This window comes from Enterococcus sp. E5-37, from assembly GCF_035726925.1.
GTDB lineage: Bacteria > Bacillota > Bacilli > Lactobacillales > Enterococcaceae > Enterococcus_B > Enterococcus_B faecium.
Window position 1 is genome coordinate 262,022 of sequence record NZ_JAPMLG010000001.1, and the last position, 14,437, is coordinate 276,458.

Consider the following 14,437-nt stretch of genomic DNA (forward strand, 5'->3'; position numbering starts at 1 on the left):
AACAGCTAGAAGAAAGAATAAGATTCTTTCTTCTAGCTGTTTTTTTCCTGTTTAATATCTCTTATGTTAAATTGTGTTTGATTTGGTTATTCTTCTGGTAACTCACTTGCTTCTTGTTTATATCCTGATACGCGATATACATAATAAAAGAGCAAGCTGCCAGCGTAACCAAGCAACGTTGGGACGACCCAGCCAAGACCTAATGCAGCAAAAGGAACATAATGATGATAAAATCCTAGTAAGCTTGCTACGACAGTTTGCTGACTCACTAATGCAGGCGAATTTGCCAACATATCCAATACGGCTGGAACGGCAGAAAAGAACATCGTTACTTGATAGACAAATGGACTCTTTTGGAAGAATTTTGCTGTTAAGGAAAGTAAGATTAACGCAAGTGACAATGGATACAAAAGCATCAATACTGGTAAAGACCATTGGATGATGTTATCCAATCCGGCATTCGCAACGACAAAAGAGACAAAAGTCGTTAACCGCAGCCATGTCATATAACTGACTTTAGGGAACAGTTTATGGAAATCTTGTGCAAAAGAAACAACGAGTCCCATAGCGGTAGTGAAGACACCTAATGTGACCATTACCCCTAAGAAGCTAGCACCGAAGTTACCTAAATAAAAATTAGTGATCTGAGAAAGTGCAGTTCCGCCATTTTCTGATAAAGACATCTTATTCAAACTCATCGCACCGAGAAGGACCAGACCAAAATAAATCATGACTTCTAACGCAACGCTCAGGCTACCAGCTTTTGCTGTTAATTCTGTGACTTTTTTATCTTTAAAACCAAGATCACGAACTGCATGGACAAAAGTGACACTTAAAGCAAGTAAAGCTACTGCATCAACCGTGTTGTATCCTTCTAAAACGCCATTTGTCAAAGCGTTCGTCTGATAAGAATCTGCTGCAGATTGGTTTAGATTCCCCATGGGTTGGAATAAAGAAACGACAAAAATGATAGCTAATAATGCAAGAAACAAGGAGTTTAAATACTTTCCGACATATTTGACCAAACGTGTTGGATGTACAGTAAGGAAATAAGCAAGTAAAAAGAAAAGAGCAGAGAATAAAAACATACCTAATGAATCATATTTTTCAGGCAAAAAGGGTTTAGCAGCCATTTCAAAAGCAGTTGCTGCTGTCCGCGGTGTACCAAAGAATGGTCCGATCGTTAAATGAACAAGGATCAAGAACAAGGCAGCATACCATTTTCCGACAGGTTTAGCTAAGTCATACAGACCATCACTTTTTGTCACTACTACAGCTAAGATAGCTAATAATGGGAAAAGAGCGCCTGAGATGGCAAATCCTACACCAGCGCTGATCCAGTTTGATCCAGCCATTTGACCTAAGTGGACAGGAAAGATCAGATTACCTGACCCGAAGAACATCCCGAAGATAAGTGAACTGACCATCAATAATTGCTTCCATGAATAAGTTTTTGTTTCTTCCATAAATTTTTCCTCCAATAATTATCATTTTGAGTAACAAAATAAACGTTGCAGAAACTAGAAATACCACTAATATCAGATTCCATGAAAACCACCACCTTAAAATATAAAAAAAAGCCCTTTTCCACTTGGGAAAAGGGCTCTAGATTCTAGAACGGTACCACCTTTTTTCGCTTAAAAAAGCTTCTTCATTCACGGACGCTTTTCGATAAAGTTATCCGCTAGCCTGATAATGGAGGCAGCCACAATGATCTACGTTTTCGACATTGACTCGGAAATGATGTTCGTCTATTCGATTTATTGTCATTTCTCACTTACATGACTCACTGGGAATAAATCACTGAATAGCCTACTGTTTTCCTCGACGCTTTGCTGTATATTTATTTGTTGACGTTATAATACGCCTGTTTTTTTTGAAATGCAAGAATATTTCAAATATTTTGTTTTCTTTTTTTGAAACAAGAAAAATACCCAGAGAATACTTGCTAAGTTAGACGGAATACTTGTCCTCTATCTTATGCATAGCTTACATGATCAGCTTTTTTTATTCAAACGAGACCTTTAGAGAATGGAAGCAGCTATTTTTTAACGTTTCTTGGTACTTATGGTTAAGCAACTCTTTTAGAACCTTTTCTTATTTGCTATATAGTTTCTTCTGAGTATGGTAAAATAGGAAAGAATGAATCGAAAAAAAGGGGATGTCTATTTTTGACGGAAGAGTCTAGTTCTTTAGAGATTAGATTGACGGCTGCTGATGATGTCAGCATGCTTTTAGGTGCACACGACAAGCATATAAAACTGATTGAAGAAACAACAGAAACAACCATCCATACACGTGGAGAAATCATTCAGATCATTGGCGAACAATCCCAGATTTCCTTGGCTGCCTCAGTCATTCGGACATTGCAGGAATTGATCAAACGAGGAATCCATGTAAGTACACCAGATGTCGTGACGGCACTGAAAATGGGGCAAAAAGGCACATTAGATTATTTTGTTGAAATGTATGAGGAAGAGATCGTCAAAGACCGTAATGGAAAACCAATACGGGTAAAAAACAGCGGCCAAAAGAAATATGTCGAATCGGTAGCCAAACATGATATCGTATTTGGCGTAGGACCAGCCGGGACAGGAAAAACTTTTCTTGCAGTAGTATTAGCAATCGCTGCCTTGAAAAAAGGTGAAGTGCAAAAAATCATTTTGACGCGGCCTGCTGTGGAAGCAGGGGAAAATCTAGGCTTTCTTCCCGGGGATCTAAAAGAAAAAGTAGATCCTTATCTGCGTCCTGTTTATGATGCTTTATACCAAATTTTTGGATTAGATCATACGAACCGATTGATGGAACGAGGCGTGATCGAAATTGCTCCTTTAGCTTACATGCGGGGGCGGACATTGGATGATGCATTCGTTATTTTGGATGAAGCACAGAACACGACAGTTGCTCAGATGAAAATGTTCCTGACACGTCTTGGTTATCAATCAAAAATGATTGTCAATGGAGATACGAGTCAGATTGATCTGCCTCGAGGGACAACAAGTGGTCTTGTTCATGCAGAACGAACATTAAAGCAAATCAAGAAAATCGATTTTGTTAATTTTGAAGCAAGTGACGTTGTTCGGCACCCTGTAGTTGCCGAAATCATCAAAGCTTATGAAAAGGCAGATCTCCATCAAGAATAAGCTTTGCTTAGGAGGATAAGCACATGTTGAATAAAACACTGCAGAAACTACAAGAAAAACTTGGAAAGGCAGCATTGCCTTTCCTGCTGTTCTTGTTTTTTATCATTATCTGCGGCGTTACATTTAGTAGTGTCAAACAAAAGGCCAATGATTTCAGAGAAGGCCAAGTAGCAGAAGAAAGTATCCGTGCGAACAAAACGATCGAGAACACGGAAGAAACCGAACAAAAAAGAAAACTGGCAGCAGAAGCAGTCACTCCAGAATACACTTACCAAAAAGATCTTGCAGATGACCAGAACAATCGGATCAAGCAACTATTTGAATTGATCGATAAGACGAATGATGCCATCAACAAATCTTATGACGAAAAGATTGATAAGGCAAAGGAAGATGAAAATATCCCAAAGCCTACTACAGAAGAGCGGATCGCCGCGTTGAAGAAAAATTTTGAAAATGTGAATGCAGAAAATGTTGCGTTTTATCAAAAACTACCGAACAATTTTTATTCGACGATATTTGAAATGACTGAAACTGAGATCCATACTGTGAGGGATGAGAGTCTGAAGCTCATTGACGAACAGATGAGCAAACAAGTTCGTGAAAGTGAATTGGAAGCTTTTAAACAAGAAGCAGAAGAGCAAATCCAATATTTGAATGTCACACCAGCACAACAACAAATGATTCGCTACTTAGTGGATCAAGGTATCGTAGTGAATGACGTATTGAATGAGAAAAAGACAGAAGAATTGAAACAATCCGCACGAGAAGCTGTACAACCAGTGATGATCTTCCAAGGAGAAATCATTGTTCGTGAAGGTAATCAAATCGATGCTTCAGCTATGAAAAAATTGGAATTACTAGGACTGACTAATCAAACAACTTCGATTTTTCCACTAATTGCCATGGTTTTAGCTGTTTTGCTTCAAATCGGCGTACTGATTTATAATTCACTTCAATTCCAAAATGCAGGAGAAAGAACAAAATACGTGCTTTTCTATGTGACAGCTATGTCAGTCAGCATAGTGCTGATGAAATTTTTCCAATTATTCCAAACGGAACAAGCTACTTATATCCCGCTGTTTTATCCCGCTGCTTTTGCACCACTTGTTTTAAGCTTTTTCTTGAATCGAAGAGCAGGGATCATGGCTGGTATTTTCCAAGCAGTATCCGCACTTTTCATTTTTTATGATTCGATTGGCACGAACTTTCTAACGATTATCTTGATGTCTTATGTTTTCTCTGGGCTCATGGCAACGATTGTCAGACGTAAACGGATCTCAGAACAAGGATTATCTGCTGCCATGTGGGTCATTATTTTTCCTGTGATGATGGATGTCATTTTGATCGTCTATCAAGGAATGAGCTTTGGTGATGCAACGACTTGGTTAATGCTCGTCTGCGGGTTCACTGGTGCACTCTTCTCATTCTTGCTGACGATCGGTCTACACCCATATATTGAATTGATGGTCAATGATGACAGTGTAATTGTATTAAATGAACTCAGCAATCCAAATCATCCTTTATTGAAACAGTTGCTGGAAGAAGCGCCAGGTACTTATCATCATAGTATGATGGTAGCTAATCTAAGTGCTAACGCTGTAGCAGAAATCGGCGGACGTTCTTTGCTAACTCGAGTAGCTTGCTATTATCATGATATCGGCAAGATCAAACATGCTAGCTTTTTCGTTGAGAACTTGCCTTCAGGAGCGGAAAACCCGCACAATTTCTTATTGCCAGAAGACAGTAAACATATTATCTTTGGACATGTGACAGATGGAGCCAAAATATTGGAAGATTATAATATGCCGCAAATGGTGATTGATATTTGCAGACAGCATCATGGAACCACGCTAATGCGTTATTTCTACATCAAAGCGAAAGAACGCAATCCGGAAGTAACAGAAGAGCAATTCCGTTACCCTGGACCAAAACCGCAAAGTCGTGAAGCAGGGATCGTCAATATTGCTGACAGTTGTGAGGCTGCAGTACGGGCAATGGATCATCCGACGAGCGAAAAAATCGAAAGTTTTGTCCATAATCTTATCGAAGAGCGTATTTCCGATGGTCAATTAGACGATAGTGGACTGACCTTGAAAGAAATCCGAAAAGTGGAAAAATCATTGATCAGCGGTTTAAGTAGTACCTTCCATTCTCGGATCAAATATCCTAAAATGAAAACAGAAGTTGAGAAGATAAAGGAAGAACAAGAAGAATAGAAAGAAGCGATGTATAATGGATATTACCTTTATGGATGAAACAAACCAAGTCTCAGAAGAGAAAATGAAAGAAATCGATGACTTGCTGCAATTTGCAGCATCTTATTTAAAGCTGCCAGAGGAAACAGAAATGTCTGTTACTTTCATGGACAATGCGGCAATCCAAGTAATCAATCGTGATTACCGTGGAAAAGATGCACCGACAGACGTCATCAGTTTTGCTCTGGAAGAAGAAGGCGAAGACGAAATCCCAGTGATTTTTGAAGATGGAGAGAATCCATTGCCTCGTGTACTAGGAGACATCATGATCTCTATTGAACGTGCTGCTGAACAAGCAGAAGCTTACGGCCATTCATATGATCGGGAACTTGGCTTTTTAGCGGTACATGGATTCTTGCATATCAACGGGTATGACCATATGACACCAGAAGATGAGAAAGAAATGTTTGGTTTACAGAAAGAGATCTTGGATGCCTATGGACTCAAAAGATAAAAACGTAGAGAAAAACAAACATTTCCTGATGTCTGTGGAATTTGCTGTCCAAGGAGTCAAAACCGTTTTTGAGGAAGAACGCAATATGAGGAAACATGTTGCGTTCGGTATCCTTGCTTTATTTATGGGCGTGATTTTCCAGCTTGATCGGATAGAGTGGTTATGGCTGCTTTTAGCTGTTTTTCTCGTTTGGATAGTAGAGATCATCAATACTGTTTTTGAAAATGTAGTGGACATGTTTACGGATTTTCATTTTCATCCGATTGGGAAAAAAATCAAAGATATGGCAGCTGGAGCAGTTTTAGTGACCGCTTGTTTTGCTGTCATCATTGGGTTGATTTTATTTGTCCCTAAAATATATCATTTGTTGTTTAATTAAAAAGGAGAACGTATATGCCAGAACATAAATCAGGGTTTGTCGCAATCGTCGGCCGCCCGAATGTAGGAAAATCCACATTATTGAACCGAATCGTGGGTCAAAAAATTGCCATTATGAGTGACAAGGCACAGACAACTAGAAATAAAATCCAAGGAGTATATACTACACCAGAAGCTCAGCTGATTTTTATCGATACACCAGGAATCCATAAACCAAAGCATCGTCTAGGAGATTTTATGGTAGAAGCAGCTTACAGTGCGTTGAAAGAAGTGGATGCAGTCTTATTTATGATCAGTGCTGATCAAAAACGCGGCCGGGGAGACGATTTTATTATTGAACGTCTAAAAAACGTGCATTCTCCTGTTTATCTGATTATCAATAAAATCGATAAGATCCATCCAGACGAGTTGTTGGGAATCATCGAAGATTATTCGACGCAGATGCCTTTTGCACAAGTGATTCCGATCTCTGCTACAGAAGGAAACAATGTCGAACGCTTAATGGATGTATTAGTCAGTGAAATGCCAGAGGGCCCACAATATTTTCCAGATGATCAAGTGACTGATCATCCTGAATACTTCATCGTTTCTGAATTGATCCGTGAGAAAGTCTTGTTTTTAACACGAGACGAAGTGCCTCATTCTGTCGCAGTCGTTGTTGATTCGATGAAGCGAAACGAGAATGATAAAATCCATATCCAGGCCACGATTATCGTCGAAAGAGATAGCCAAAAAGGAATCATTATCGGCAAAGGCGGAAAAATGCTGAAGCAAGTAGGAACGAAAGCAAGAAAGGATATCGAAAATCTTTTAGGAGACAAAGTATTTCTAGAACTTTGGGTCAAAGTCCAAAAAGACTGGCGAGACAAAAAAGTCTATCTGCAAGACTTTGGCTACCGAAAAGACGAATACTGATATTCTGAACTTCTTATAGGTTAAGTATAGAAATAAACTGGATAAAAATCCGCACGTTGAGAAAAACAGCGGAAGATCGTAACATAAATAATCTGGATCGGCAGAATCTGCTTTTCCAGATTTATTTTTTAGGAGGGAGAATATGAGCCAGCTTGCAGAATCGAAAGGCTTGATTTTATCTAGCCGTAATTACAAAGAAAAAGATAAATTAGTCAAAATCTTTACGGAATCTTCTGGCAAAATGATGTTTTATATCAAAGGAATTCATCGGCAAAATCAGCCATTAGCTCCGGCTTTGCTCCCCTTTACCGAAGCAGTCTATATCGGTAATTTTCGAAGTGAAGGTTTGTCGTTTTTAAGCAGTGTCAAAGACGTCCATGCGTTTCGGAACATCCAAGAAGATATCTTTTTGAGCGGTTATGGTACGTATTTGCTAAATCTAGTAGATGCAGCAATCGAAGATCATCAATATGACCCGCATTTATTCCAATTTACGCAACAAGCTCTGCAGCGGATGGACCAAGGAGATGATGCAGAAATCATCACGAATATCTTTGAAGTTCAAATACTGCAACGCTTCGGAATCGCGCCAATTTGGACGCACTGTGTCGTATGCGGGGAAACAAAAGGAAAATTTGACTATTCTTCCAAATATGGCGGTGTGATATGCGAGAAACACTGGCCAATGGACGAACACCGTTATCATGCAGATCCTCGCGCTGTTTATTTCGTTCGAATGTTTTCGGCTATTTCTTATGATAAGATCAGTGGAATCCACTTGAAAGAAGAAACGAAGCAGGCAATCCGTGACCTCATTGACCAGTTGTATGATGAATATGTCGGTATTCATCTAAAAAGCAAAAAGTTCATTGATCAAATGAAGTCTTGGGCACACGTATTAAAGACGCCAGAGAAAAATATGCCTGAAAAAGAGATACCTGAAAAAGAAGAATAAATGAAAGATACAACAAAAAAATCAAAACTATTTGACAAATACAGGGACTTCCGTCTATTATTAACCGTAGATTAAATAGATCGTTCACTGAGAGGATCTATTATAGAAATAAGAAAACTGCAAAATGAATACGTACATTGACCAAGATCAGTAAAAAACACGTGGTTTAGCGAGTTCGGGAGAGTGGAAGCCGGACCCAAACGATTTTTGAAGAGGCACTTGCGAGTACGATAAATGAAGCTGCCGAATCTTTATTCGGAAGTAGGGTGGAACCGCGAAATTATTCGTCCCTATGTCTGTAATCAGACATAGGGACTTTTTGTCGTTTTCTTTCCTGTATTCTTATTGACAACAACGCTTAAAAATTGAAAGGGGCAAAACAGATGAGTAAAAAATTGACCGTCCAAGATATGATTTTAACATTACAAAAATTTTGGTCATCAAACGGTTGCATGCTGATGCAAGCTTATGATACAGAAAAAGGAGCAGGTACGATGAGCCCATATACATTCTTACGGGCAATCGGACCGGAACCATGGAATGCTGCTTATGTAGAGCCATCCCGCCGACCAGCTGACGGGCGTTATGGAGAAAACCCAAACCGTTTGTATCAGCATCATCAATTTCAAGTCGTAATGAAACCTTCACCTGAAAATATCCAAGAGCTTTATTTAGAAAGCTTGCGTCTTTTAGGAATTGATCCATTAGAACACGATATTCGTTTTGTTGAAGACAACTGGGAGAACCCATCGATGGGTTGTGCCGGTGTGGGTTGGGAAGTATGGCTTGATGGGATGGAGATCACACAATTCACGTACTTCCAGCAAGTCGGAGGACTACCTTGTAAACCAGTTACTTCTGAGATCACTTATGGACTAGAACGTCTTGCTTCTTATATCCAAGAAGTTGAAAGTGTCTATGATTTGGAATGGGCTGATGGCGTGAAATATGGTGAGATCTTCAAACAACCAGAATATGAACATTCCAAATATTCTTTTGAAGTAAGCGACCAAGACTTACTACTAAGCAATTTTGACCGTTTTGAAAAAGAAGCTAAACGCTGTATCGATGAAAATCTTGTTCATCCAGCGTATGATTATATTTTGAAATGCAGCCATACATTCAATTTATTAGATGCTCGCGGTGCAGTATCTGTAACAGAACGAGCAGGTTATCTTTCCCGTATCCGCAACATGGCTCGTGCTGTAGCCAAAATCTTTGTGGCAGAACGCGAAAAATTAGGATTCCCTTTATTGAATAAAAACACAGCAAATCCAGAAAACGTGAAGGAGGCTGAATAAGATGGCAAAAGACTTATTACTTGAAATCGGGCTGGAAGAAATGCCTGCTCATGTTGTCACACCAAGCATGAAACAATTAGAAGAAAAAACAGCAAAATTTTTAGATGAAAACCAATTGACTTATGATACGATCGAAACGTTTTCTACACCGCGCCGCTTAGCAATCAAAGTAACAAATATTCCAGAACGACAAGCGGACAGCGAAGAAGAAGTCAAAGGACCAGCCAAAAAAATTGCTTTGGACGCAGATGGAAACTGGACGAAAGCAGCTGAAGGATTTGTCCGCGGACAAGGTCTGACGACAGATGCTATCACTTTTAGAGAATTAAAAGGCGTGGAATATGTCTATGTAACGAAATACACTCACGGCAAAGAAGCAAAAGAAGTATTGACAGGTTTAGCAGATGTCATTAAAAGCCTCACTTTCCCAGTAACGATGCATTGGGCAGAATACGATTTTGAATATATCCGCCCTATTCACTGGATCGTGGCATTGTTAGATGACGAAGTAATCCCGTTTGAGATCTTGGATATCAAAACAGACAGAGCTTCAAGAGGTCATCGTTTCTTAGGCGAAGATGTGACATTTGCGCATGCAAAAGAATACGAAGAAAAATTAAATGAACAATTTGTTATTGCTTCACCGCAAAAAAGAAAAGAAATGATCATCACACAAGCAAACGAATTAGCAGAAAAAAATCACTGGATCATTGATCTAGATGAAGATTTACTAGAAGAAGTCAACAATCTAGTCGAATATCCAACTGTCTTTTCTGGCGACTTCGAGGAAAAATATCTTTCTGTTCCTGAAGAAGTACTAGTCACTTCTATGAAAGAACATCAACGTTATTTCGAAGTACGGAACGATCAAGGTATGTTGCTTCCTCATTTTATTTCTGCTCGTAATGGCGATCGGGTAAAATTGGAAAATGTGGTACGAGGCAATCAAAAAGTATTGACTGCTCGTTTAGAAGATGCGGAATTCTTTTATAATGAAGACAAGAAAGCTTCAATCGACCAATACATTGAAAAATTAAAAACTGTTACTTTCCATGAAAAAATCGGTAGCATCTACGAGAAAATGCAACGGGTACAAGTCATCGCTCGCATCATAGGCGAACAAGTAGGACTATCTGAGGAAGAATTGATGGATCTGCAACGCGCTGCTGAAATCTATAAATTTGATCTAGTAACCAACATGGTAGGAGAATTCCCTGAACTACAAGGGATCATGGGAGAAAAATATGCTCTGCTTAAAGGCGAGAAACCAGCCGTAGCAACAGCGATCCGTGAACATTACATGCCTATATCCAGTGAAGGAGATCTACCTGAGACTACAGTAGGTTCTGTTTTAGCGATTGCTGATAAATTAGATAGTATCTTTTCTTTCTTTGCAGTTGGGATGATCCCAAGTGGCTCAAACGATCCATATGCTTTGCGCCGTCAAGCATATGGTGTCGTTCGAATCATCGAATCGAAAAAATGGGCCTTTCCTTTGTCTGTTCTGCAAGAAACGATTAGTGAAGTTATCAGTAAAGATACGGATCGTTTTGGCATTGGCTTGTCAGCGGGACAACAACAGGTGATCGACTTTATCAAAGGCCGTCTGCGCCAATTATTGACAACGAAGAATATCCGTCATGATGTTATCGAAGCTGTTTTGAACGCAGAACAAAAAGATCTGACAAAAGTATTTGCAGCAGCACAATTGTTCAAGCAGCATCTTGCAGATGAAGACTTCAAACCATCGATGGAAGCTTTGACACGTGTCGTGAACTTAGCGAAAAAAGCGGAGCTTGAAAAACAATCAGAAGTAGACCCTGAACTGTTCGAAAACGAAGCGGAGAAAGAACTGCACAAAGCAGTAGAGGCAATGAAAACAAGCTTTGCTGACCAAACGATCAACGAAAATTATGATCAGCTTGTAAGCCTTCGCCCACTGATCGAAAATTATTTTGATCAGACGATGGTCATGGCAGAAGAACCAGCAGTACGTAAGAACCGATTAACGCAATTAAGTCAAATTGCTGCCATGGCTTTGTCACTAGCAAGTTTAGATCAAATCATTACAAAATAATTTCTAATATGTAAATAAACCAGAGAACAGGCGCAAAATAGGCTATTTCTCTGGTTTATTTGTTATAAATATAAATAACTATTATTAATTCAATGTTAATTTTTTTTGTTATTTTATTTTTTGTGTAACTTTTAAAAAAAACTATGAAAATTAAGGAAATAAAAATGAAATCGATTAATTGTTATCTTATTAATGTTTTATTTATTTTTAAATCGTAAATTGCCCTAGTCAAGAAAACAATTTGTGGTATGATTATATAGGGAAAACTTGTTTACAAATATTTCTGTGAATATATTAGTTTAATTATGTTTTTTAAAATAAAAAGCTGTCATTTTTATGTAAGTGAATTATATCTTAATTTATCTATCATCAATACTTAGGAGTGAATCTATGGAAAAGCCATTCGTCAAGTCATTGACTGCTGTGGCGGTAGGTGCAGGTGCTATTGCGATCTGTTTGTTTGGATACCACATCAATAATCAGCGGCAACATCAGCAACGGATCAATTATGCAGAATCTGCCATCACCAATCAAAAAGACACCTTGACTTCTTTATCAAAAGAAGTAGACAAGCTGTATAGTACAAAAGAAAAAATTTTTCTAAACCCTGAAATAACAGAAGAAACAATCACAAGTTTGTCCAATAAGCTATCCTCTGTCAAACTTTCAGCAGATGATTACGACATCAAAGAATCAGAATTGCCTAAAGAAGCTGTTGCAATCCAAGATGAGAAGAAAGCAATCGTGACACAGTTAGATAGTGCAGAATCAAAACTGAAGATCCAGACAGCTGTCAACGATTTATTTACTAAAAATGTATCAAACTGGCAGCAAGCTGTAGACGATGTCGTCATCAAAGAAAAGGTGACAAGTGCAGATGTTGCTCGTGTACGTGAAAATATGAGCTTTTTTAAAGATAGTCCTTGGAAAACGGTTGTTATGCAATATCTAGGATTCGCTGATACTCAGATCGCGCAAGTCACGCAACTAGATCAGTTATTCGATACGATGTTGAAGGATGGTCAAGTGACTGCCACCGCTACTTACGATCAATATTTGACGGTGCTCAGTCAAATAGAGCAGATCCGGAATGAAAAAATACGAGCAGCATACGCAACAAAAGCACAAACTTTTGCTCAGCAAATGGGCTATAGCAATATAAGCTATTGACAGTTAAAACGTTGATTCAAGCAAGGTTAGCAAACGGAGGAAACTATGGCAAGACGAAGAAGAAAATCAAGAGGGAAAAAAATATTTCTGATTATTTTAGCAGTTCTTATCGTATTAGTATTAGCAATTGTAGGAGTAGGAGCAAAATTATATCTGGATCTCTCACATTCTATTGAGAAAACTTACGAATCAGTGGAACGAACCCAAGGAGAACGAACGAAACCAGTTGATCTGGACAAACAAGAATCTTTCTCTGTTCTATTGATGGGGATTGATACTGGAGATTTAGGTCGGGTCGATCAAGGAAGATCAGATACGATGATGGTTGCCACAGTCAGTCCTGAAGACAAACAGACAACGATCGTCAGCATTCCTCGTGATACGTATGTCGACATCGTAGGTCGTGACACAAAAGACAAGATCAACCACGCTTACGCATTCGGCGGAGCTGCCATGGCGATGGATACCGTACAAAAATATGTAGACATCCCAATCGATCACTATGTCTCTATCAATATGAAAGGGCTAAAGGAACTTGTTGATGCAGTTGGTGGTATCGAAGTCAATAATGACCTCACTTTCTCACAAGATGGCTATGACTTTACAATCGGTAAAATCACATTGAACGGGGATCAGGCATTATCTTATTCTCGTATGCGTTATGAAGATCCAAATGGTGACTATGGTAGACAAGAGCGTCAAAGAAAGATCGTAGAAGGTGTAGCAAAAAAAGTATTGAGTTTAAACGGTGTCAGCAACTATCAATCCGTTTTGAATGCTCTAGAGTCGAATATGAAAACAGACATGAGCTTTGATGAAATGAAAAAAATCGCTTTAGATTATCGGGAGGCATTTGGTACGATCAAGCAAGATCAGCTGCAAGGAGAAGGCTTTATGCAAGATAATATCTCCTATCAAAAAGTCAGTGATCAAGAACTTGATCGTGTAAAAAAAGAATTAAAAGATCAAATGAATCTAGAGAATAAATAGGAAAGTGGAGAAAAAATGGAAGAGACAATCAGCTTGAAAGAAATTTTTGAAACATTACGCAAACACTTGGTAACAATCATCATCTCAATGTTTGCTGGCTTGGCCATCTCAGGAATCGTAACATTTTTCATCTTGACACCAAAATACAGTTCACAAGCACAATTGATCGTGACACTGCCACAATCAGACACTGCAAATGTCAATGATGTCAATACGAACCTGCAAATGATCAATACGTATAAAGATATGATCGTCAGTGATTTAGTACTAAATGAAGTCAAAGATCGTTTAGAAACAGAAGACAATGTGAAAATGACTGCTGGACAAATCAAAGATGCGATCTCCGTCAATCAGTCACAAAATTCACAAATGTTCTCGATCCAGGCAATAAGCACGAATGCAGTGACTGCTCAACAGATCGCTAACACAACTTCACAAGTTTTCCAAGAGAACGCAAAAGACGTGATGAATGTCGATAAAATCTCGATTATTTCAGGTGCAGTTGCCAATACGACACCTGTTTCGCCAAATAATAAATTGAATCTAGTGATTGGCTTAGTATTAGGAATGATGGTAGGCGTAGGTCTGGCATTCTTATTCGAATTACTTGATCGGACAGTGAAAGATGAAAAATATGTGACGGATACATTAGGATTCCCAATCTTAGGAACAGTTCCAGAAATGTCAGCGAAAGAATTGAACGCTGGTATCCGTAAAAAAGGATCAGCTCCTGCACGACCAAAAGCTACAAACGATAAAACAGCCCCATCACGCAGAAGCCGCTCAAGAGTCTAGGAGG

The 14,437-nt window shown here is 38.9% G+C and carries 12 protein-coding genes; 11 read left to right on the forward strand and 1 reads right to left on the reverse strand.

Going from position 1 to position 14,437, the window contains the following annotated elements:
* Positions 1 to 86 precede the first annotated feature (86 nt).
* The gene (brnQ, locus tag OS138_RS01260; protein WP_002288744.1) at positions 87 to 1,466 is read right to left on the reverse strand and encodes a branched-chain amino acid transport system II carrier protein; all 1,380 of its coding nucleotides are present in this window, start codon (positions 1,464 to 1,466) and stop codon (positions 87 to 89) included.
* A 705-nt stretch (positions 1,467 to 2,171) separates the two neighbouring features.
* Here brnQ and OS138_RS01265 point away from each other — a divergent pair.
* From OS138_RS01265 to OS138_RS01315, 11 genes are all read left to right on the forward strand, one after another.
* A complete protein-coding gene (locus tag OS138_RS01265) occupies positions 2,172 to 3,143 on the forward strand; it encodes a PhoH family protein (RefSeq protein ID WP_002291698.1) in 972 nt (323 codons plus the stop codon).
* A gap of 23 nt (positions 3,144 to 3,166) precedes the next feature.
* Positions 3,167 to 5,359 (forward strand): HD family phosphohydrolase, encoded by a 2,193-nt coding sequence (locus OS138_RS01270; RefSeq protein WP_002306228.1) that lies wholly within the window; start codon positions 3,167 to 3,169, stop codon positions 5,357 to 5,359.
* Between the two features lie 16 nt (positions 5,360 to 5,375).
* The gene (gene ybeY, locus OS138_RS01275) at positions 5,376 to 5,852 is read left to right on the forward strand and encodes an rRNA maturation RNase YbeY (RefSeq protein WP_002288749.1); all 477 of its coding nucleotides are present in this window, start codon (positions 5,376 to 5,378) and stop codon (positions 5,850 to 5,852) included.
* Positions 5,836 to 6,231 carry a diacylglycerol kinase family protein gene (locus tag OS138_RS01280; RefSeq protein ID WP_002301250.1) on the forward strand — a complete coding sequence of 132 codons (396 nt, stop codon included), beginning with the start codon at positions 5,836 to 5,838 and terminating at the stop codon, positions 6,229 to 6,231. The genes ybeY and OS138_RS01280 overlap by 17 nt, the downstream gene beginning before the upstream one ends.
* 14 nt (positions 6,232 to 6,245) lie before the next feature.
* Positions 6,246 to 7,145 (forward strand): GTPase Era, encoded by a 900-nt coding sequence (gene era, locus OS138_RS01285; protein WP_002288753.1) that lies wholly within the window; start codon positions 6,246 to 6,248, stop codon positions 7,143 to 7,145.
* Between the two features lie 142 nt (positions 7,146 to 7,287).
* Entirely contained in the window at positions 7,288 to 8,100 is an 813-nt protein-coding gene (gene recO, locus OS138_RS01290; protein ID WP_002301248.1) for a DNA repair protein RecO, read from the forward strand.
* Positions 8,101 to 8,483: 383 nt separating this feature from the next.
* A complete protein-coding gene (gene glyQ / locus OS138_RS01295) occupies positions 8,484 to 9,401 on the forward strand; it encodes a glycine--tRNA ligase subunit alpha (protein ID WP_002291706.1) in 918 nt (305 codons plus the stop codon).
* Position 9,402: 1 nt separating this feature from the next.
* On the forward strand, positions 9,403 to 11,478 hold the full coding sequence (gene glyS, locus OS138_RS01300; RefSeq protein ID WP_002343192.1) for a glycine--tRNA ligase subunit beta: 2,076 nt from the start codon (positions 9,403 to 9,405) through the stop codon (positions 11,476 to 11,478).
* A gap of 390 nt (positions 11,479 to 11,868) precedes the next feature.
* Positions 11,869 to 12,648: a hypothetical protein gene (locus OS138_RS01305; RefSeq protein WP_002343193.1), complete on the forward strand. Its 780-nt coding sequence runs from the start codon at positions 11,869 to 11,871 to the stop codon at positions 12,646 to 12,648.
* Between the two features lie 45 nt (positions 12,649 to 12,693).
* On the forward strand, positions 12,694 to 13,638 hold the full coding sequence (locus tag OS138_RS01310) for an LCP family glycopolymer transferase (RefSeq protein ID WP_002294932.1): 945 nt from the start codon (positions 12,694 to 12,696) through the stop codon (positions 13,636 to 13,638).
* Between the two features lie 15 nt (positions 13,639 to 13,653).
* Entirely contained in the window at positions 13,654 to 14,433 is a 780-nt protein-coding gene (locus OS138_RS01315) for a YveK family protein (RefSeq protein WP_002327773.1), read from the forward strand.
* The last annotated feature ends 4 nt before the right edge of the window (positions 14,434 to 14,437 follow it).